This is a genomic window from Streptomyces sp. NPDC037290, from assembly GCF_055603245.1.
In genome coordinates, this window is sequence record NZ_JBVJVZ010000013.1 from 78,836 (window position 1) to 99,011 (window position 20,176).

The 20,176-nt window shown below is 70.6% G+C and carries 20 protein-coding genes and 1 riboswitch; of the genes, 16 read left to right on the forward strand and 4 right to left on the reverse strand.

The window, feature by feature from the left end; translation table 11 throughout:
- Window positions 1-9 precede the first annotated feature (9 nt).
- Both ACZ7HQ_RS33325 and ACZ7HQ_RS33330 read left to right on the forward strand, forming a co-directional pair.
- A complete protein-coding gene (locus tag ACZ7HQ_RS33325; RefSeq protein ID WP_470998150.1) occupies window positions 10-750 on the forward strand; it encodes an HAD family hydrolase in 741 nt (246 codons plus the stop codon).
- Between the two features lie 28 nt (window positions 751-778).
- Window positions 779-1,465, forward strand: a complete 687-nt coding sequence (locus ACZ7HQ_RS33330; RefSeq protein ID WP_470998153.1) for a methyltransferase domain-containing protein — start codon at window positions 779-781, stop codon at window positions 1,463-1,465.
- Between the two features lie 44 nt (window positions 1,466-1,509).
- On the opposite strand, the gene ACZ7HQ_RS33335 is transcribed toward ACZ7HQ_RS33330, so the two are convergent.
- On the reverse strand, window positions 1,510-2,262 hold the full coding sequence (locus tag ACZ7HQ_RS33335) for an SDR family oxidoreductase (RefSeq protein ID WP_470998156.1): 753 nt from the start codon (window positions 2,260-2,262) through the stop codon (window positions 1,510-1,512).
- Between the two features lie 358 nt (window positions 2,263-2,620).
- Window positions 2,621-2,751: riboswitch (FMN riboswitch) on the forward strand.
- Between the two features lie 160 nt (window positions 2,752-2,911).
- On the opposite strand from ACZ7HQ_RS33335, the gene ACZ7HQ_RS33340 reads away from it, so the two are divergent.
- The 9 genes from ACZ7HQ_RS33340 (at window position 2,912) to ACZ7HQ_RS33380 (ending at window position 10,253) form a co-directional block, all read left to right on the forward strand.
- The gene (locus ACZ7HQ_RS33340; RefSeq protein ID WP_470998158.1) at window positions 2,912-3,520 is read left to right on the forward strand and encodes a riboflavin synthase; all 609 of its coding nucleotides are present in this window, start codon (window positions 2,912-2,914) and stop codon (window positions 3,518-3,520) included.
- Window positions 3,517-4,158, forward strand: coding sequence for a nicotinamide mononucleotide transporter family protein (locus ACZ7HQ_RS33345; RefSeq protein WP_470998161.1), 642 nt, complete (start codon window positions 3,517-3,519; stop codon window positions 4,156-4,158). Before ACZ7HQ_RS33340 ends, ACZ7HQ_RS33345 begins: the two co-directional genes overlap by 4 nt.
- Entirely contained in the window at window positions 4,155-5,447 is a 1,293-nt protein-coding gene (locus ACZ7HQ_RS33350) for a bifunctional 3,4-dihydroxy-2-butanone-4-phosphate synthase/GTP cyclohydrolase II (protein WP_470998164.1), read from the forward strand. Before ACZ7HQ_RS33345 ends, ACZ7HQ_RS33350 begins: the two co-directional genes overlap by 4 nt.
- 23 nt (window positions 5,448-5,470) lie before the next feature.
- Window positions 5,471-5,956, forward strand: coding sequence for a 6,7-dimethyl-8-ribityllumazine synthase (ribH, locus tag ACZ7HQ_RS33355; protein WP_470998167.1), 486 nt, complete (start codon window positions 5,471-5,473; stop codon window positions 5,954-5,956).
- A 34-nt stretch (window positions 5,957-5,990) separates the two neighbouring features.
- A complete protein-coding gene (locus ACZ7HQ_RS33360) occupies window positions 5,991-6,263 on the forward strand; it encodes a phosphoribosyl-ATP diphosphatase (RefSeq protein WP_007491392.1) in 273 nt (90 codons plus the stop codon).
- Between the two features lie 50 nt (window positions 6,264-6,313).
- Window positions 6,314-7,162, forward strand: a complete 849-nt coding sequence (gene hisG, locus ACZ7HQ_RS33365; protein WP_470998169.1) for an ATP phosphoribosyltransferase — start codon at window positions 6,314-6,316, stop codon at window positions 7,160-7,162.
- Window positions 7,163-7,177: 15 nt separating this feature from the next.
- Complete coding sequence (locus ACZ7HQ_RS33370; RefSeq protein WP_470998171.1) at window positions 7,178-7,633, forward strand: PH domain-containing protein; 456 nt, start codon at window positions 7,178-7,180, stop codon at window positions 7,631-7,633.
- Window positions 7,634-7,836: 203 nt separating this feature from the next.
- Entirely contained in the window at window positions 7,837-9,171 is a 1,335-nt protein-coding gene (locus tag ACZ7HQ_RS33375; protein ID WP_470998173.1) for a hemolysin family protein, read from the forward strand.
- Window positions 9,168-10,253, forward strand: coding sequence for a hemolysin family protein (locus ACZ7HQ_RS33380; RefSeq protein WP_470998176.1), 1,086 nt, complete (start codon window positions 9,168-9,170; stop codon window positions 10,251-10,253). Before ACZ7HQ_RS33375 ends, ACZ7HQ_RS33380 begins: the two co-directional genes overlap by 4 nt.
- Window positions 10,254-10,355: 102 nt before the next feature.
- Here the strand turns inward: ACZ7HQ_RS33380 and ACZ7HQ_RS33385 are convergent, their stop codons facing one another.
- On the reverse strand, window positions 10,356-12,215 hold the full coding sequence (locus tag ACZ7HQ_RS33385; protein WP_470998179.1) for an AAA family ATPase: 1,860 nt from the start codon (window positions 12,213-12,215) through the stop codon (window positions 10,356-10,358).
- Window positions 12,216-12,643: 428 nt separating this feature from the next.
- Window positions 12,644-13,264: a uridine kinase family protein gene (locus tag ACZ7HQ_RS33390; protein WP_470998304.1), complete on the reverse strand. Its 621-nt coding sequence runs from the start codon at window positions 13,262-13,264 to the stop codon at window positions 12,644-12,646.
- A gap of 261 nt (window positions 13,265-13,525) precedes the next feature.
- Between ACZ7HQ_RS33390 and ACZ7HQ_RS33395 the strand changes: the two genes are divergently transcribed.
- The 5 genes from ACZ7HQ_RS33395 (at window position 13,526) to ACZ7HQ_RS33415 (ending at window position 18,671) form a co-directional block, all read left to right on the forward strand.
- Window positions 13,526-14,482, forward strand: coding sequence for a hypothetical protein (locus tag ACZ7HQ_RS33395; RefSeq protein WP_470998182.1), 957 nt, complete (start codon window positions 13,526-13,528; stop codon window positions 14,480-14,482).
- Window positions 14,483-14,557: 75 nt separating this feature from the next.
- Window positions 14,558-16,099, forward strand: coding sequence for an amino acid permease (locus ACZ7HQ_RS33400; RefSeq protein WP_470998185.1), 1,542 nt, complete (start codon window positions 14,558-14,560; stop codon window positions 16,097-16,099).
- 234 nt (window positions 16,100-16,333) lie between these two features.
- A complete protein-coding gene (locus tag ACZ7HQ_RS33405) occupies window positions 16,334-17,710 on the forward strand; it encodes a peptidase C39 family protein (RefSeq protein ID WP_470998188.1) in 1,377 nt (458 codons plus the stop codon).
- Between the two features lie 85 nt (window positions 17,711-17,795).
- The gene (locus ACZ7HQ_RS33410; protein WP_470998190.1) at window positions 17,796-17,936 is read left to right on the forward strand and encodes an SCO1431 family membrane protein; all 141 of its coding nucleotides are present in this window, start codon (window positions 17,796-17,798) and stop codon (window positions 17,934-17,936) included.
- Window positions 17,937-18,017: 81 nt separating this feature from the next.
- Window positions 18,018-18,671 (forward strand): TetR/AcrR family transcriptional regulator, encoded by a 654-nt coding sequence (locus tag ACZ7HQ_RS33415; RefSeq protein WP_470998192.1) that lies wholly within the window; start codon window positions 18,018-18,020, stop codon window positions 18,669-18,671.
- 56 nt (window positions 18,672-18,727) lie between these two features.
- On the opposite strand, the gene ACZ7HQ_RS33420 is transcribed toward ACZ7HQ_RS33415, so the two are convergent.
- Window positions 18,728-19,960: a glycoside hydrolase family 18 protein gene (locus tag ACZ7HQ_RS33420; RefSeq protein ID WP_470998195.1), complete on the reverse strand. Its 1,233-nt coding sequence runs from the start codon at window positions 19,958-19,960 to the stop codon at window positions 18,728-18,730.
- Between the last annotated feature and the right edge of the window lie 216 nt (window positions 19,961-20,176).

A 20,176-nucleotide genomic window follows, 5' to 3' on the forward strand; every position in this document is an offset into this window, starting at 1 on the left:
GATCAACATGTGACCACGGAATCCGCGCGGCCCGGCCGCACCAGGTACGTCCTGTTCGATGTCGACGGCACGTTGATCGACGCGCTGGAAAACCAGCGCCGGGTGTGGCGGGCGTGGGCGGAGCGCTACGGACTGGACCCGGACGAGGTCTACGGGGTGGCCCTGCGGACCAGACCCACCGAAACCTTCGCGCAGGTCGCCCCGCGCCACGATCCGCACGAGTGCCTGGCCGCGCTGCACGACCTGGAGGACGACGACGTCCGGTCCGGCCTCTACACGGCCTTCGACGGTGCCGCAGAGGTACTGCACGGCCTGCCGCCCGGCTCCTGGGCGCTGGTCACCTCGAACTACGAGCACCGGGTGCGCGGCCGTTTCCGGCGGACGGGTCTGCCGGCGCCGGGCCTGATCGTGGACGCGGCCGCGGTCGAGGAGGGCAAGCCCTCCCCCGTCCCGTATCTGCGGGCAGCCGCGCGACTGGGTGCCGAGCCCGGAGACTGCCTGGTCGTCGAGGACGCCCCGTCCGGAGTGCAGTCCGGGCTGCGCGCCGGTATGACGGTGTGGGGCGTGAACGGCGCTGGGGCGGTGGAGGGCGTGCACCGCCACTTCGCGAGCCTGCGTGACGCGGTGCCGCACATCCTGGCCTTCGCGGCAGGCGATCAGCCCGCGCCGGCAGGTCATGCCCGAGCCGAAGCCCGGTCCCCGAGCTCTTCCGGCACGATCCACGGCGACGCGGCGCGTTGTTCTCCGTAGGCCCGGGCTCCCTTGTTATGGTCCGCCGGTGCGCGAAATTTCATACGAAGAGCAGACAGTCAAATCTGGTAATCCGCTGGCACGTTTCGCCCACCGCACTCGCATGAAGATGGGAATCGATCTCGTCGCCGGGCTGTGTGCGAAGCACGGAACCGTGGTCGATTTCGGCGCGGGGCCGGGCCTTTTTCTGCACATGCTGGGCGAGGTGCGCCCCGACGTCACGCTCGTCGGACACGACCCGTACATGGCGCCCACCTTTCCCGAGCTGCAGTACGCGGAGTCGCTGGACAGCGTCGCGTCGCACAGTGTGAACGTCCTGACGGCGTTCGAGGTCTGCGAGCACCTTTACGCCGACGAAGTCGAGACGCTGCTGAAAGACACGGCGCGCATTCTCGACCGGAATGGCGCACTCGTGATTTCCGTACCGATCATGTACGGCCTGGCGATCGTACCGAAGGTGTCGAACTGGATGATTCGCAGCCGCTCGCTCAGATCGGAATACACGCCGGCGGAAGTAGTGAAAGCCATGGTCGGAATGCGGGTGAGCCGGCCGCGCAATCCGCGTACGACGCACAAGGGATTCGACTTTCGCGAACTGCGAGAAGTGGTGAGCGAGCGGTTCTGCATCGAGGCCGTGCAGCTGAGTCCGGTGCGGCAGGCCCCCTGGTGGCTGAGCTCGCAGTGCTTCATGGTCTGCCGGCCGAAGGCAGGGTGAGGCGGCCGGAGCCGTAGCGCGACCGAGGGGGCCGCCGGGGCGGCTCAGCCCCGCACGTCCCCGAACCGCCGGGCCAGGTACTCCTCGAAGCTGCCCTTGCCCACTGCCTGTTCCGGTGCCAGATGGCCGCCCGCGCGGAGGGCGCGGTAGGTCCTGCCGAGGAGGGGTGTGTTCAGCACGGCGCGGCGCCGTCCGGTCGCCCGGAGATAGGCGCGGGCCAGCGAGTCGAACGACCGCACCTGAGGGCCGCCCATGTCCGCCACCCGCCCGGCCGGAGCGGCGAGCGCCAACCGGGCCAGACGGTCCGCGACTTCACCGACCTCCACCGGCTGGTCGGGCACCCCGGCCGGCACCAGCAGGACGGGCGCCTTGGCCAGTCGGCCCAGGACCGAGACCACCAGGTCGTGGAACTGGGTCGTGCGCAGGACGGTCCAGCCGAGACCGGACGCCTCCACCTGCCGCTCCACGGCCAGCTTGGTCCGGTAGTAGCCGAGCGGCACGCGGTCGACACCCACGATGGAGATGTAGACCAGGTGGCCCACCCCGGCCCGCCGTGCCGCCGCGATCAGATGGCCGGCCGCCTCCTCGTCCCCGCCCCGTGGGCTGCTCGCGCAGTGCACCACGGTCTCCACCCCGGCGAGCGCCTCGTCGAGGCCGCTGCCGCCCACGCGCAGATCGACGGCGTACGGCCGCGTGTGCCGGCTGAGCACCCGCACCTCGTGCCCCTCCGCCCGCAGCCGCTCCGTCACGCACCGGCCGAGCGTGCCGGTCCCGCCGGTCACCAGGATCTTGGTCATGCCGCTCCGTCCCTCCGGACTCCGGGCGCCCCCGGCCGGGGCGCCCTTTCCCGGATGAGACCGTGCGGACCCCGGAAAACGTGACATGGCCCGGCCGCCCCCGCCCGGCTGACGGCAGTGGGAGGCGGTCCGGCGGCGGGCAAGGGCCGTCGTCACCGCCGCCGGACCCGTCCGCACCCTAAAAGGACTAGACCAGTACGGTCAATGGGTCCGGACCAGGTCAATCCGCCTGGCCGGCCCGGCAGTTGTCGACCGTGACCGCGCCGCGAAAGGCTGGTGACACGCACTGTGAGGGAGCCCACACCCCACCCCTGTCTGGACGGCCACCCGGCGTGGCACACTGGCCGTGTACCAGAAGCAGCGCACTCCGGGGTCGGTGAAAGTCCGAACCGGCGGTTACAGTCCGCGACCCGGTCGCTTCCAGCGGCCGGTTGACCAGGTGAAATTCCTGGACCGACGGTTAAAGTCCGGATGGGAGGCAGTGCGCGGCGGGCGGGCATGCGTTTTGTGTGCGCGCCGCCGTATCGGGACTCGTCCGTCTGCGGACGCGTCCTCGTCGGCGACGCCCCCGGTGTGTGCTCATCCGTAGATTCTGTCGTCATCGACAGGCCCCGGAGTCCGTGCCCCAAGAGGCAGGAGGACCCGGGAAGTGTTCACCGGAATCGTCGAAGAGCTGGGTGAGGTCACCGCCGTCGAGAACCTCGGCGACGCCTCCCGATTCCGGCTCCGCGGCCCCGTCGTGACCGAGGGCGCGCAGCACGGCGACTCCATCGCCGTGAACGGCGTCTGTCTCACCGTCGTGGAGCACGAGGGTGACGAGTTCACCGCCGACGTCATGGCGGAGACCCTGAAGCGTTCCAGCCTGGGCGCCCTCACCGTCGGCTCCCGCGTCAACCTCGAGCGCCCCACCGCCGTGGGCGCGCGCCTCGGCGGGCACATCGTGCAGGGCCATGTCGACGGCACCGGCGAGGTGCTGGAGCGCAGGCCCTCCGAGAACTGGGAGATCGTCAAGATCTCGCTCCCCGCGGACCTCTCCCGCTACGTCGTCGAGAAGGGCTCCGTCACCGTCGACGGCATCAGCCTCACTGTCGTCGAGGCCGGCCCCGACCACTTCACCGTCAGCCTCATCCCGACCACCCTCGACCTGACCACGCTCGGCCACAAGCAGCCCGGCGACCCGGTCAACCTCGAGGTCGACGTCATCGCGAAGTACGTCGAGCGGCTCCTCGGCGACCGTGCCCAGGGAGCCACCAGGTGAGCGGGATGAACTCCGAGGCCTTCACCCTCTTCGGCCAGCACATCATCTGGTCGGACATGGTCGGCAACATCCTCGGCCTGATCACCCTCGCCCTCGGCTGGCGCCGCTCCCTGTGGACCTGGCCCGTGCAGTTCCTCTCCGGCCTCGTCCTCTTCGCCGCCTTCTACGGCCATCTGACCGGCAGCGCCGGCAAGCAGGCCGTCGTCATGGCCGTCGCGCTGTACGGCTGGTGGCAGTGGCAGCGGAACAAGGACCAGTCCGAGGACGGTCACATCGCCCCCCGGTTCGCCACCTGGCGCGAGCGCGCGGCGATGCTCGGCGCGGCCGCCGCCGGGACGGTCGCCGTCGCCCTGCTGTTCACGGCCTACCCGTCGCTGTCCTGGGACCCCTGGCCCGACGCCTACATATTCGTCGGCACCATCGTCGCCATGTACGCCCAGGCCAAGGGCATGGTCGAGTTCTGGATCGCCTGGCTGCTCGTCGACCTCGTCGGCGTGCCCCTCAACTTCGCCAACGGCTACGCCTTCTCCGGCTTCGTCTACGTCATCTACGGCGCACTCGTCCTGTGGGGCATGCGCGACTGGTGGCTGCGCTCCCGCAGGAGCCCGCAGCCCGTCCTGGAAGGAGCGCCGGCATGACCTCGGCACCGCTGCTGTACGACACCGCCGACCTCGAGGAGTTCACCCTCGACCCGGTCGAGCGGGCCATCGCCGACATCGCGGCCGGCCGCCCGGTGGTCGTCGTCGACGACGAGGACCGGGAGAACGAGGGCGACCTCGTCATCGCGGCCGAACACGCGACCCCCGAGATCGTCGCGTTCATGATGAGCGAGTGCCGTGGTCTGATCTGCGCCCCCATGGAGCCCGAGGAGCTGGACCGGCTCCAGCTCCCGCAGATGGTCCAGGACAACACCGAGTCGATGAAAACCGCGTTCACCATCTCCGTGGACGCCTCCGCCGCCCACGGCGTGAGCACCGGCATCTCGGCCGCCGACCGCGCGACCACGCTCCAGCTGCTCGCGAGCGGCACGGCCGAGCCGGCGGACTTCGTTCGCCCCGGCCACATCTTCCCGCTGCGCGCCAGGTCCGGCGGTGTCCTCGTCCGCAACGGCCACACCGAGGCCGCCGTCGACCTCGCCCGGCTCGCGGGCCTGCGCCCGGCCGGCGCCATCGTGGAGATCGCCGGCGAGGACGGCCGTATGCTCCGGCTGCCCGAACTGATCCCGTTCGCCCGCAAGCACGGGCTGACGATCATCTCCATCGAGGACCTGATCGCCTACCGCCGCGGCAGCGAGCCCACCGTCCGCCGCGAGGCCGAGACCCGCCTGCCCACCAGGCACGGCACCTTCCGGGCGTACGGCTACCGCTCCACCGTCGACGGTGTCGAGCACGTCGCCCTCGTCCACGGCGAGATCGGCGCCGGCGAGGACGTCCTGGTCCGCGTCCACTCCGAATGCCTCACCGGCGACGTCTTCGCCTCCCTGCGCTGCGACTGCGGCCCCCAGCTGGACACCGCCCTCGAGCGCATCCAGGAGGAGGGCCGGGGCGTGGTGGTCTACCTGCGCGGCCACGAGGGACGTGGCATCGGCCTGCTGTCCAAGCTCCGGGCGTACGAACTCCAGGAGCAGGGCCACGACACCCTCGACGCCAACCTGGAACTCGGCCTGCCCGCCGACGCCCGCGACTACGGCGCCGGCGCGCAGATCCTCGCCGACCTCGGCGTGCACAGCGTCCGGCTGATGACCAACAACCCCGACAAGACCGACGCGCTGCTGCGCCACGGCCTGAAGGTCACCGGCCGTGAGCCGATGCCCGTCCAGGCGGGCGAGCACAACCTGCGCTACCTGCGCACCAAGCGGGACCGGATGGGACACGACCTGCCCTGGCTGGACACGCCTGCCGTGCCGGCCACCTGCGGCAACCAGTAAGCAAGAAAGCACTGAGGAGACACGTGAGCGGCAAGGGTGCACCGGAACTGTCCGTACGCAACGTGAGCGACCTGCGGGTCGCCGTCGTCGCGGCGCAGTGGCACGAGAAGGTGATGGACGGTCTGGTGAACGGCGCCCTGCGCGCCCTGCACGAACTGGGGATCGACGAGCCGACCCTGATCCGGGTCCCCGGCAGCTTCGAACTGCCGGTCGCGGCCAAGGTCCTCGCCGGCCGCGGCTACGACGCGGTGGTCGCCCTGGGTGTCGTCATCCGCGGCGGCACCCCCCACTTCGACTACGTGTGCCAGGGCGTCACCCAGGGCCTCACCCAGGTCAGCATCGAGACCGGCGTACCCGTCGGCTTCGGCGTGCTCACCTGCGACACCGAGGAGCAGGCCCTGGACCGGGCCGGTATCGAGGGCTCGAACGAGGACAAGGGCCACGAGGCGGTGACCGCCGCGGTCGCGACCGCGGCCACCCTCCGCTCAGTATCTGAACCCTGGCACTGAGGTACGGCCCGAACCGCGTAGGGTGGGGCGCACCATGTCCAAGAAGACGTTCGAGGAGCTCTTCACCGAGCTCCAGCACAAGGCCGCCCACGGCGATCCCGCCACCTCCCGCACCGCAGAGCTGGTCGGCAAGGGCGTCCATGCCATCGGCAAGAAGGTCGTCGAAGAGGCCGCCGAGGTCTGGATGGCCGCCGAGTACGAGGGCAAGGAGGCGGCCGCGGAGGAGATCTCCCAGCTGCTGTACCACGTCCAGGTGATGATGGTCGCCCGCGGGATCTCCCTGGACGACGTCTACGCCCACCTCTGAGCCGTACCCGCACACAGTCCCGTAGACAACGAGCAAAGGAAGCCGACCTCATGCTGCGCATCGCCGTCCCCAACAAGGGTTCACTGTCCGGCCCTGCGGCGGAGATGCTGCATGAGGCCGGCTACCAGCAGCGACGCGAGTCCAAGGAGCTGCGGATCGTCGACCCGGAGAACGAGGTCGAGTTCTTCTACCTCCGCCCCCGCGACATCGCGATCTACGTCGCCTCCGGCCGCCTCGACGTGGGCATCACCGGCCGCGACCTCCTCATCGACTCCGGTGCCGACGCCGAGGAGATCCTGCCGCTGGGCTTCGCCCGCTCGACCTTCCGGTTCGCCGCCAAGCCGGGCACCGCGAACGGCATCGAGGACCTCAAGGGCAGGACCGTCGCCACCTCCTACGAGGGCATCGTCGCGGGGCACCTCGCGGACAGCGGTGTCGACGCCTCCGTCGTCCACCTGGACGGCGCCGTGGAGACCGCCATCGAACTGGGCGTCGCCGAGGTCATCGCCGACGTCGTGGAGACGGGCACCAGCCTGCGCAACGCGGGTCTGGAGGTCTTCGGCGAGCCGATCATGAAGTCCGAGGCGATCGTCATCCGCCGCACCGGCGCCAACGGCGAGGAACCGAAGGTCCAGCAGTTCCTGCGCCGCCTCCAGGGCGTCCTGGTCGCCCGGACGTACGTGATGATGGACTACGACTGCCGCGTCGAGCAGCTGGAGAAGGCCGTCGCGCTCACTCCCGGGCTGGAGTCCCCGACCGTCTCCCCGCTGCACAACGAGGGCTGGGTCGCGGTCCGCGCCATGGTTCCCGCCAAGGAGGCGCAGCGGATCATGGACGACCTCTACGCCATCGGCGCCCGCGCCATCCTCACCACGGCCATCCACGCCTGCCGCCTGTAAGGGGTGCGCGCCGCGATGTCCGATCTTCCCTCCCTTCCCGTCACCTTCCGGCCGGGGCACACCCGGGCCATCCTGCTCACCGCCGGTGCCGCGATCTTCCTGACCATCTCCGGGGTCGCCCTGCTGCTGGAGCAGCTGGGCCCGGGGGAGCAGGCGAGCTTCGTCATCACCGGGGCGCTGATCTTCTGGGTGCTGGCCCAGCTCGCCCGGGTGAAGGTCGTCGCCGACGAGTCCGGCGTCACCGTGGTGAACATCGCCAGCAAGCGGCGCCTGGACTGGGCTGAGATCCTTCAGGTGAACCTCCGTCCGGGCGATCCCTGGGTGTTCCTCAACCTCAGCGACGGCACCAGCCTGCCCGCGCTCGGCATCCAGCCGGGCCTCGCCAAGCAGCGCGCCATCGCCGACGCACAGGCCCTGCGGGCCCTCGCCGAAGCCCGTTCCCCCGCCCACCCGGTGGAAGATCAGGGCTGACTCGGGGGCGCCCACCCTGCCCGAGCGGCCCCTGTCTTGATTAATCTGGTGACGGAGGCCCTTTCGCTGCGCCTCCACCCCTGCGCGCCACCCGGGGCACAGGGGTTCCTGCTACCCGAGGAGTGACTCCCTCCAGCGATGGACGGATCGTCCTGTAGTACCTGCGCCGCCCCGACCCGACATACCGGGAAGGCGGTGGCAGCGTGACCACCCCCCTGCTGCTCCTCGGAGCGGCTTTCCTGCTGATCCTCGCCAACGGCTTCTTCGTGGCCGCCGAGTTCGGTCTGGTGACCGTCGAGTCGACGGACGCCGAGAAGGCCGCCGCCGACGGCGACAAACGTGCCCGCAGGGTCGCCGAGTCGCTCAAGGAGCTGTCCTTCCAGCTCTCCGGCACCCAGCTCGGCATCACCATCACCTCCCTCGTCGTCGGCATGCTCGCCGAACCGGCCCTGGCCCGGCTGCTGCACGGCCCGTTCGCCGCGCTCGGCATCCCGGGCGGCGCCGTCTCCGGTGTCGCCGTGGTCGTCGGCATGCTGCTGGCCTCCGCGCTCCAGATGGTGATCGGCGAACTCGTGCCGAAGAACTGGGCGGTGTCCAAGCCGCTGCAGGTCGCGCGGTTCGTGGCCGGCCCGCAGCACCACTTCGCCCGGCTGTTCCGCCCGGTGATCGCCGCGCTCAACACGGTCGCCAACCGACTGGTGCGCGCGCTCGGTGTCGAGCCCGCCGACGAACTGGCCTCCGCCCGCACCCCGGGCGAACTGGTCTCCCTGGCCCGGCACTCCGCCCAGGCCGGCGCCCTGGAACAGGACACGGCGGACCTGTTCGTGCGCACCCTGTCCCTGGGCGAGCTGACCGCGCAGCACGTCATGACCCCCCGCGTGAAGGTCAGTGCCCTGCAGGACACGGCCACCGCCGAGGACGTCGTCAACCTCACCCGGGCCACCGGCCTGTCCCGCTTCCCCGTCTACCGGGAGAAGATCGACGAGATCGTCGGCATGGCCCATCTGAAGGACGCCCTCGCGGTCCCCGTCCACGACCGCCTGCGCACCCCGGTGAGCCGTATCGCCCGCAAGGCACTGCTGGTCCCGGAGACCCTGCCGGTCCAGCCGCTGCTCGCAAGGCTCCGCTCCGAGCAGCCCATCGCGGTCGTCGTCGACGAGTACGGCGGCACGGCGGGAGTCGTCACCCTGGAGGACATCGTCGAGGAGCTCGTCGGCGAGGTCCGCGACGAGCACGACGCCAAGGACGTGCCCGAGCTGGCGCCCGCCCCGCCCGAGGACGGCCGGCCCGCCTGGGACGCCGACGGCAGCTGCCGCGTCGACATCCTCCAGCGCATAGGCCTCGATGTGCCCGAGGGGCCCTACGAGACCGTCGCCGGGCTGGTCGCCGACCTGCTCGGCCGGATCCCGGCCCCCGGCGACCGGGCCGAACTGCCCGGCTGGCGGCTCTCCGTCCGCCAGGTCGGCCACTACCGTGCCGAACGGGTCCGCCTGGTCAGGACGGTCCCCGCGGTCAACGTCATGGAGGCCGCCCGATGAGCGCCCTCCAACTGCTCTTCGCCGCGCTGCTCGTGCTCGCCAACGGCTTCTTCGTCGGCGCCGAGTTCGCGCTGGTCTCCGTCCGCCGCAGCCAGATCGAACCGCTCGGCACCGCCCGGGCCCGCCAGGTGCTCCACGGCCTGGAGCGCCTGCCGCAGATGATGGCCGCGGCCCAGTTCGGCATCACCGTCTGCTCGCTGACGCTGGGTGCGGTGGCCGAGCCGACGGTGGCACACCTGCTGGAACCGCTGTTCGAGGCGGTGCACCTGCCCGACGGTGTGATCCATCCCCTGGGCTATGTCATCGCCCTCGCCGCGGTGGTCTTCTTCCACCTGGTCATCGGTGAGATGGTGCCGAAGAACCTGGCGATGGCGGCCCCCGAGAAGGCGGCGCTCTGGCTGAGCCCGGGCCTCGTCTACTTCGCCCGCCTGTGCAGGCCGATCACGGTGTCCCTCGGCGCCTGCGCCCAGGCCGTCCTGCGGCTCTTCCGGGTCGAGCCGAAGGACGAGGTGGAGGCGGTGGTCACCAGCGAGCAGCTCAACCGCCTGCTGGAGGACTCCGGCCAGGCCGGCCTGCTCGACCCCGAGGAGCGGGAACGCCTGGAGGACGCCCTGGAACTGGGCTCCCGCCCGGTGACGGACGTCCTGCTGCGCCGCGAGTCACTGGTCACGGTGGCCCCGTCGGTCACCCCGGGAGAGATCGTCGAGCTGACGGCCCGCACGGGATACTCCCGCTTCCCGGTCGCCGCCTCCGACAAGGGCCCCTTCATGGGGTACGTCCACGTCAAGGACGTCCTGGACCTGGAGGACTCCGACCGTGCGGTGCCGCAACACGTGTGGCGGCCGATGACGACCCTGCGGGCCGAGCTGCCGCTCGACGACGCGCTGACCGTCATGCGCCGGGCCGCAACCCATCTGGCCCAGGTGGCGGATGCGTCCGGCAAGGTGCTGGGCCTGGTGGCCCTGGAGGACGTCCTGGAGCTGCTGGTCGGTGAGGTCCGCGATCCGGCCCACCGGCACCTGCCGGAGGTGAGACTGACGGAGCCGAGGGTGAGCGGGGAACCGGAGGGAGCGCTCGCCTGAGAGCCCGGGTGGGGGCGGGGCCGTGGGGCCGGCCGGTGGTGACGGTTCGCGCCCGCGCGGCGGAGCCGCAGGTCACACAGCCCCGCCCCCACCCGGCGTGCTCTACACACCCGGCGGATCCTGGGGCCCCCGTCCCGACAGCACCTCCCCGTAGGCCTGCATGAGGTCCGGCAACCGCAGCGTGGCCAGGTCCTCCCTGGACAGCGACCCCGCATACGTCGACAGCCGGAGGTCCCGGTACGCGCAGCTCTTCTCGTACAGCGTCCGCAGGAACCGCCCGTTGCCCAACTCGTCGATCCACCCCTGCTCGACCACGTGCCCGGCGATGGACCGCAGCTCCTCCAGGGCCTCCGCGTCCCACACGTCCCCGTTCTCCGCGGCGAGCACCTTGCCGATCTCGGTGAGTTCCGTGGGCCGGTAGGAGGGAAAGTCGACACGGCTGGTGAAGCGGGACGACAGGCCCGGGTTCGCCGCCAGCAGCCGGTCCATGCCCTCCGGGTAGCCGGCGAGGATGACCACCAGATGGTCCCGGTTGTCCTCCGCCCGCTTCAGCAGCACCTGCAGGGCCTCGTCGCCGTAGGCGTCGCCCTTTCCGTAACCCGAGTTGGACAGCGAGTACGCCTCGTCGACGAACAGCACCCCGCCGATCGCGGAGTCGATCAGCTCGTTGGCCTTCACGGCCGTCTGCCCGAGGTACTCGCCGACCAGATCGGCCCGCTGGGCCTCCACGAGGTGATCCCCGCCGAGCAGCCCCAGCGCGTAGAACACCCGGCCGAGGATCCGGGCCACCGTGGTCTTCCCGGTGCCCGACGGCCCGGAGAAGACGAAGTGCCGTTTCGGCGGCTGTACCGGCAGCCCCTGCCCGGCCCGCAGCCGAGCCATGTTCAACTGGGCGGACAACGCCTTGACCTGGCGTTTCACCGGCTCCAGGCCCACCATGCGCTCCAGCTCGGCGAGCGCCTCCTCGAGCAGGGCGGGATCGGTCGGGCCGGCCGGGATCGGCGACGAGGAGACCCCGGTCTTCACCCGGACCGCCGGATCCGTCACCGACGGCAGGGGGCCCGTCGGCAGATCCGGCTCCGGCAGCCGCAGATCACGCCCCTCGCTGCCGAAGACGGTGTCGTAGACGTCCGAGCCGTCCACGCTGTCCTGGCCGGCACCCGCCAGGGTGATCGCGGCGAGGTCGGTGTCGTCGTACCCGTCGCCCTCGGCGATCGCCGCGAGCCGCGCCGAGGTGTCCATGAACGCCGGGTCGACACGGTGCACCGCCCGGTACAGGGGAAGCGCCGCGGCGCTGCGGCCCGTGCCCTCGTGCGCGCGGGCCAGCCAGTAGCGCAGCTCCTTGCGCTGCGGCTGCTCGCTGCGGCACCGCATCAGCGCCGCCGACAGGAGCGGTTCCGCCTGGCCGTACATCTCCAGACGGACCCGGGCCATGCCGCCGAACAGGCCGGCCTCGATGCCGAGCATCGGATCGTCCAGCAGCGGATCGGTGTGCCGTACCAGCTGCTCCCAGTCCTTCACCAGATAGGCGCGGCAGGCGTGCAGGAAGCGGACCTGTGGGTCGGCGTCGACCGGGGGCAGCCCGGCGAGGGCCCGGTCCAGCTCGGGGACGTGCCGGCCGTCCAGCCAGTGCGAGGCGTGCGCCAGCAGCAGATCACGCGGGCTCTCCAGCACCGGCTGCACCCACCAGCCCAGCCAGTACCAGGAGTTGAGGGTCCGGCGGTGCCGGGCGCGCTGTTCGCCGAAGCGGTCGCGGTGCCGGAACATCCTGAGCAGCGAGGTCGTCGTGTCGACCCGGAGGGCGTGCAGCCCGAGCCAGCCGTCCGCCATACCCGGGTCGGTCCGCACCGCGGTGCGGAACTCCTCCTCGGCCTGCGGATAGGCGCCCATCGTGTAGGCGTCCACCCCCCGCAGCCAGGCCAGGTCGGCCGGGGCCTCGGGGCCCTGCGTGCCGAAGTCCATCCCGTCCCCCCACAGACCGTGCCCCCGTGGTTCACCACCGGGCAGTCGCCCGACGGCCGCCGCGGTCGAACCGCCGTGCCGCGGACCGGAGTTACAGGTGCGCGAGGCAGCCTCGAAGGTCGCACCGAGGGCATCGTACCCGCGGGAAGACCGCCTGCCGAAGGGTGCCGCGCAGGCCGTTTGACGAGGTGGGAGCAGACGGGGCGCACGGGATCTCGTGACCCAGGGTGAGCGGATCGGTGCGCGGGGCGCCCGGAAAAGTGTCCGCGGGCAGAACGAAGCCCCCGATCACGGGGGAACAACCGGGGGCTTCGCGTGTGTGGGCGGCTCCGATTGCCGCACATTGAGAACGTAAGTCCTGTACGGCCCCCGGGTCAAGCCGAGTTGAGGCCTTCGGGGAAGTTCCTCCGGACGGGGTCTTCACGGCTTCACCACAACGCGGACGGTCCATCACTCTGGGTCACGCTTTGGTCCGGTCCACGGGTTGACCCAGGTCCCGGCAGCACCTCGTACCCCTGCGGTGTCTGCCGCACCAGGAGGTCGGCATGGGGGCGCGAGGGGTCCTCGGCGAAATGCGCGCGCTCCGCCGCCACCCAGCCGTCCCAGAACTCCCACTGCTCCGGCCCGTCCCGCAACCGGCCACGGGTCCAGGACTCCTCCCTGGGCAGCTCCATCCACAGCAGCAGGGCCAGATGCGGCCGCAGCGCCCGGCGCCCCGCGCCGACACCCTCGAGAAGGATCACCGGCGCCGCCGGCAGCGGTCGCGGCGCGGCGAACGTACGGGCCCGCCAGTCGTACGGCGTGTAGTGCGCGTTCTCGCCATGGGCGAGCGGCTGGATCACCTGGGTCATGAGCCGGTCGGTCCACTCGAAGAGCTGCTCGTGACTGGCGATGTCGTCGAGGTGCAGCACCGGAGCGCCGCCGAGCGCGGCGGCCACGTGCCCGGCGAAGGTGGACTTCCCCGAACCGGCGTGCCCGTCGACGCCCACCAGCCGGACCGGGCCCAGGGAGGGGGTGAGCCCGCGCAGTCGGGCGGCGAGGTCGAGAATGGCGGTTCCCCGGTGTGGGTCGGTGTGGGCGGTTTTCCGGAAACAGTCTAGTAGTGGCCCATGGCGGCCGGGCCGCGGAGGCCCCCGGCCCGGAAATGTTCGCGGTTTGAACCACCGGCTGGCGGCCAGTCAATGGCCCCGGATAAACATTCGCGAATCCCCTGACCGATATGTCGAATTAGGCGTTCCGGGTGTGCCCGTAGCTGAGTAAGGTGCCTCCAGCGCAACCGGTGTGCGTCGTACGGGGACTGGCAGGGGGACATGGCCGCGGAGTTATTCGAAGGGCACTATGTGTGGCATCCGGCGGCCGACGACCGTGTCCTGGCGAGCGTATGCGTCGATGTGCGCGCCGGACGTTATCGATACGCGTCCGAGGCCCTCGCCGAGACGCGTTCCGACTTCGCCCTGCGCGCCCACCGTTCGCTGGTCCTCGCCTCCGAGGCGGCCGGCACCGACCTGGTCGAGCGCTGGCTGGCCGAGGAGCCGACGCCCGAGGCGGCGCTGATGTGGGCCAGGGTCGCGGTGCAGCGCGCGCTGCGGGCCGCCGACGCGCGCGACGAGCGCGCCGAGGCGCTGGAGCGGATCGCGCTCACCGCCTGCGACCGGGCTGCCGCCCTGGCCCCCGACGACCCCACCCCCTGGGTGGCCAAGCTCGCCATGGCCCGGCTGCACCTGCTGCGTGACCCCGCCCCGCACGGCCTGCTCACCGCCCCGCCGGGTCCCTGGCGGCTGTTCGCCCACATCCTGTCCCTGGATCCCTGGCACCGCGAGGGCCACCACCGCTTCCTGTCGTTCTTCTTCACACGGCACGGCGGTTCGGTCAACGCGGCCTGGGACGTGGCCGCCTTCCTCAGTCAGCGGGCGCCCGCCGACTCCGCCCTGCGGCTGCTGCCGCTGGTGGCCCTGGTCGAGAGCTACAACCCCACCCAACTGCTCGCCGACCGGGTCTGGGAACAGCCGCAGTGGCGCTCCACCGCGCTGGCGATCTACCACAACTGGCTGCCGGCGGCGGCCGGTTACCGCTTCACCCCGGTGCTCGACCTGGCCTACCTCGCGCACGCGCTGGTCATGGCCCAGCGCGAGTTCGAGGCGCGGGCGGTGTTCGCGGCGATGGGCCCGTACGCCTCGCGCATGCCCTGGAGCGCCTTCGGCGACCCCGTCGAGCAGCTCACCCGGGCCCGGCGCGCCTGCGGCCTGCCCGTCCCGCGCCCCGACTGACCTCGGTCGTTCGTCCCTGCTCAGTCCAGTTCGTACCTGCTCGTCCCCGCTCCCCATCGAGAGAAAGGCCGATCTGTGTCGGAACGGATGTCGACTCCACGGGCGAAGGCCCGCGCGGAAGAGGACCCGGTCGTGCTCGACGACGACGCGACCCTGCACGCGATGGGTTATCCGCGGAAACTCACCCGGCGCTTCCAGGCGTTCGACAATTTCGCGATCTCCTTCACCATCATCAATATTCTCTCGGGAATTTTCTCCTCCTTCGGATTCGGTATGAACGCGGGCGGTCCCCGCATTCTCGTATTCGGCTGGATCGGTGTCTGCGTGATGGTGCTGCTCATCGGCGCGGCCATGGCGGAAGTCGCCTCTGCCTTTCCGACGAGCGGTGCCCTGTATTTCTCTGCCGGTAAACTTGCAAAGCGGCACAAGGGTGCCTGGTCCTGGTTCACGGGCTGGCTGAACTTCGTCGGCCAGATCGGTGGCACCGCGGCCACCGGCTATGCGGCCGCCACCTTCATTCAGGCCTTCGTGCACCTGCAGTGGCCCTCCTACCAGCCGACCGCGCACCAGACGGTGCTGATCACGGCCCTGGTCATCGTCGTGCAGGGCCTCGCCAACACCTACACCGTCCAGCTCGTCGCCCTGCTGAACCGCGTTTCCGTGTGGTGGCTGCTGGTCGGACTGGTGGTGATCGTGGGCGCACTCATAGTGATGCCGGATCACCATCAGCCGGCGTCGTTCGTGACGCATTTCGAGAACAACACCGGCTTCACGAGCGGACTTTACGGAGGCATGCTCGGTCTGCTGGTCACCAGCTGGACGTTCACCGGGTTCGACGGCAGCTTCCACATGTCCGAGGAAACGGTCCGCGCGACGGTCAACGCGCCCAAGGGCATCACCCGCGCCATCGGCTATTCGGCGATCACCGGACTGATCCTGATGCTGGCACTGGTCTACAGCATTGGCGACTACGCCAAGGTGGCCGGTTCCGATGCGCCGCCGGTCCAGATTCTCATCGACGGCCTCGGACTGGGCGCCGCCAAGGTCATGCTCCTCATTGTCATCGGCGCGATGCTGTTCTGCGGTCTCGCCAACCTCACCAGCAACACCCGGCAGATCTTCGCCTTCTCCCGCGACGGAGCCATGCCCGGCTCCCGCTGGTGGCACTCGGTCTCGCCGCGTACCCGTACGCCCGTGAAGGCGGTGTGGCTCGCGGTGGCCTGCTCACTGGCCCTGGTCGTGCCCGGCTGGTGGTCCCACACCGCCTTCACCGCCATCGTCAGCGTCAACGTGGTGGGTCTCTTCCTCGCCTACGCCGTGCCGATCTTCCTGCGGCTGCGGCTCGGCGACGCGTTCCAGCCGGGGCCCTGGCACCTGGGCCGCTGGGGCCGGCCGATCGGCTGGCTCGCGGTGATCTGGATCGTGCTCAGCAGCGTGCTGTTCATGCTGCCGCAGGCCTCGCCCATCACCGCCGACTCCTTCAACTACGCGCCGATCGCGCTCGCGGCCGTGCTGGTCGTGGCGACCGTGTGGTGGTTCGCCACCGCCCGCCGCCGCTTCCAGGGGCCGATCAGCTACGGCCGCCCCGACGAGGTCGCCGCGATGGATCTCGTCTGATCCCGTCCGGCCGGCGAGCACCGCGTGGTTCCGGCACGGTGGGCGGCCCGGGTGGGTCGCGCACCGTGCCCGGTGCGGGGGTGCTCGGGCGCCGAGAACGCCTTCCAGTGGACAAGACCAATATTCATGGCGCGGCATGCGCTGAAGTGCTGGCAGGGGCATGCCCGCTGCTCCATAGTTGGCGCAACGTGCAGCAGATCAGCCCCGACCGCACACCTGGGGGTAATCGCGCCCATGAGCAGAGCCCGACAGCCGTCCCGCAGAACCGTCCTGACCGCCGCCGCGGCCGTCGCCGTCGCGGCCGGTGCCGGCACGGCCCCTGACGCCGCCGCCGCGGGGCGACCCGCCACCGACACCGACGACCCCGGCCAGGTGCCGGACCGCCCGGTCGACTACCACGCCTGGACCACGTACCGCGACTGGCGCCTCGGCACCGCCCAGGGCGTCCGGGCCGTCTCCGGCACCCGGCCCGGTGCCGTGATCGGCGCCCCCGCTGGCCGCACCGACTACACCGACCCGCACACCGGTACGACCGCCACCTGGGAGTACGCCACCTGGACCGCCCCGGTCCACCGGCTCACCGTCCCCGCCACCGAGCTCGTCGCCTCCTGGAACGCCCACACACCCGACGGCACCTGGCTCCAGGTCGAACTGCAGGGCACGTACTCCGACGGCACCGGGACGCCCTGGTACGTGATGGGCCGCTGGGCGGCAGGGGACCAGGACATCAAGCGGACCTCGGTGGACGGCCAGAGCGACGGCAAGAGCACGATCTGGACCGACACCTTCGCCATCGACGACGCGAGCACCGGCCTGCGGCTGTCGTCGTACCGGCTGCGGCTCACCCTCTACCGCAGGCCGGGGACGCGGCTGACGCCCACCGTGTGGCGGCTCGGCGCCATGGGCTCGGACGTCCCCGACCGCTTCACCGTCCCCGCCTCCGCCCCCGGCCTCGTCCGGGAACTGGCCGTCCCGCGCTACTCCCAGGAGATCCACAAGGGCCAGTACCCGCAGTACGACAACGGTGGCGAGGCCTGGTGCAGCCCGACCTCCTCGGAGATGATCGTCGAGTACTGGGGCGGCCGGCTCACCCCCGAGCAGCTGTCCTGGGTCGACCCCTCCTACGCCGATCCACAGGTCGACCACGCCGCCCGTTTCACCTACGACTACCAGTACGAGGGCTGCGGCAACTGGCCGTTCAACGCCGCCTACGCGGCGACCTTCGAGGGCCTGCAGGGCGTGGTCACCCGGCTCGCCTCGCTCACCGACCTGGAGACGCTGATCGCGGCAGGCATCCCGGCCATAACGTCCCAGTCGTTCCTGAAGACGGAGCTGACCGGCGCCGGCTACGGGACCTCCGGCCACCTGATGACCGTGATCGGCTTCACCGCGGACGGCGACGTGATCGCCAACGACCCGGCCTCGCCGACCGACGACGCGGTACGACGGGTCTATCTGCGCCGGGAGTTCGAGAACATCTGGCTCAGGACCAAGCGGTACAACGCCTCCGGCAAGGTCGTCTCCGGCAGCGGGGGAGTCTGCTACCTCTACTTCCCGGCCCACCCGAGTCCGCGCCAGCGGAGGGCGCTGGAGGCGGTGGGGGTGCGCTGACCGGGTGAGCGCGCCGAGTGTGCGCACGTGTGAGCAAGCTCATCGCCGCAAACGCCGTCGCGGGTGGCAAGGTGGACAAATGGATATGACCGCACCCCCGGCCACCGTCACCCGCGTCCGCACCGGCGGCCCTCAGGAAGACGGCCCCGAGATCCTCGAACACATCATGGGCTGGGTCCTCGTCGCGGTCGTCGCGATGTTCGTGACCCAGCTCGGCCTGCTCTGACTCGACCCGCTCACGCGTGCGGCATGTTCTGACATACTGCGGAGGTCCCGCCGATCGCCTGGAACAGGGCCGAAATTGAATATGCCGCAGGAGCGTGCCGCTGTCCGTCCCCGGACGCGCGGTACCGAGCGCTCGGTGGCGCGTCGCGCCGAACTCATCGCCATCGGGCGGAAGTTGTTCGCCGACACGTCCTACGACGCGCTGTCCATGGACGACATCGCCCGCCAGGCGCATGTCGCCAAGGGGCTGATCTACTACTACTTCCAGTCCAAGCGCGGCTATTACCTGGCGATCATCCAGGACTCCGTCGCCGACCTGGTCACCTCCGCCGCGAGCGGCCTCGAGATGCCCGCCGTGGACCGCGTCCACCGCACCATCGACGGCTATCTCCGCTATGCCGAGCAGCACCAGGCGGCCTACCGCACGATCGTCAGCGGTGGCGTCGGCTTCGACGCCGAGGTGCACGCGATCCGGGACGGCGTGCGCGAGGCGATCATCGCCACCATCGCCGAAGGCGCTTACGGCCGCAGGGACATCGCCCCGCTCGCGCGGATGAGCCTGCTCTCCTGGGTGTGCAGCGTCGAGGGCGCGACCCTGGGCTGGATCGACCGGCCCGAGCTGTCCCGCGACACCCTGTGCGAGCTGCTGGTGAAGACGCTCGGCGGAGCCCTGCGCGCCGTCGAGGAGCTGGACCCCGCCTACCCCGCGCCCGCGCCGGCCCGGCGCGAGGGCTGACGCACCGGGGAGCGGAGGCTCGTGGTCCCCCGCTCCCGAGTCCCCCGTGCCGGGGGCTAGTTGATGGCCCTGATCAGCTCACCGTTCGCGGTGTCGCCGCTCAGCTCCCAGAAGAAGGTGCCGCCGAGGCCCTGCTGGTTCTTGTAGGCCATCTTCGTGGCGATGGTCGCCGGGGTGTCGTAACTCCACCAGTCACTGCCGCACTTGGCGTAGGTCGTGCCGCCCACGGTGCCGGTCGCCGGGCACTTGGTCCTGAGCACCTTGTAGTCGTCGATGCCCTGCTCGTACGTGCCCGCCGCCGGGCCGGTGGCCGTGCCGCCGGGCGCCGCCTGGGTGACCCCGGTCCAGCCGCGGCCGTAGAAGCCGATGCCGAGCAGCAGCTTGGACGCCGGGATGCCGAGGCCCTTCAGCCTGGCGATGGTGGCCGAGGTGTTGAAGCCCGCCTTCGGGATGCCTGAGTAGGAGGTCAGCGGGGAGTGCGGGGCGGTCGGGCCGCTGGCGTCCCACGCGCCGAAGTAGTCGTACGTCATCGGGTTGTACCAGTCGACGTACTGGGCGGCGCCCGCGTAGTCCGCCGCCTCGATCTTGCCGCCGCTGGAGGCGTCGGCCGTGATCGCGGCCGTCACCAGGCTGCCGGAGCCGAACCTGGACCGCAGCGCCGCCATGACGTTCCTGAACGCCTCCCGGCCGCTGGTGTCGCAGGTGTTGCCGCAGGCGTTCGGGTACTCCCAGTCGACGTCGATGCCGTCGAACAGGCCCGCCCACTTGGAGTTCTTCACCAGGTCGTAGCAGGACTGGGCGAAGGCGGAGGGGTTCTTGGCGGCCTCGCCGAAGCCGCTGGACCAGGTCCAGCCGCCGAAGGACCACAGGATCTTCAGGCCCGGGTGCTTCTTCTTGAGCTTCAGCAGCTGGTTGAAGTTGCCCCGCAATGGCTGGTCCCAGGTGTCGGCGACCCCGTCCACCGACTCGGCCGCGGTGTAGGCGCGGTCGGTCGCGGCGTAGGAGTCGCCCATGGCGCACTTGCCGCCGGTGACGTTGCCGAAGGCGTAGTTGATGTGGGTGAGCCGGGCCGCAGAGCCCGAGGTCTCGACGTTCCTGACGTAGTACTTGCGGTCGTAGGTGCCCCATTCGGTGAAGTAGCCGACGACCTTGGAGCCGGCCTTGACCTGGGGTGCGGCCGGGGCCGCCGCGGTCGCGGTGCCCGCGCCGGCCAGCAGCCCGGCACCGAGGACGGCGGTACAGGCGGCGGCCATGAGGGCCCGGAGGCGGGAGCGGTGGGGAGTGTGCATCGGGTGTCTCCTCGTGGGGGGAGGGGAACGCGCGCCGATTGGCATGAACGCGGTAAAGCGTTGGTCATGCACAGTAGGAGGACTAGACCACTGCGTCAATGGTTCGGACCAATTTCGGGGGCGCTTCCGGAGCCGGGGCACATTCCGGCTGGATTCTTGAAGTAAGCGGTCGTTAACTGGTGACGGGAGGTCGCTGATCGGGCATACTCACAGCGC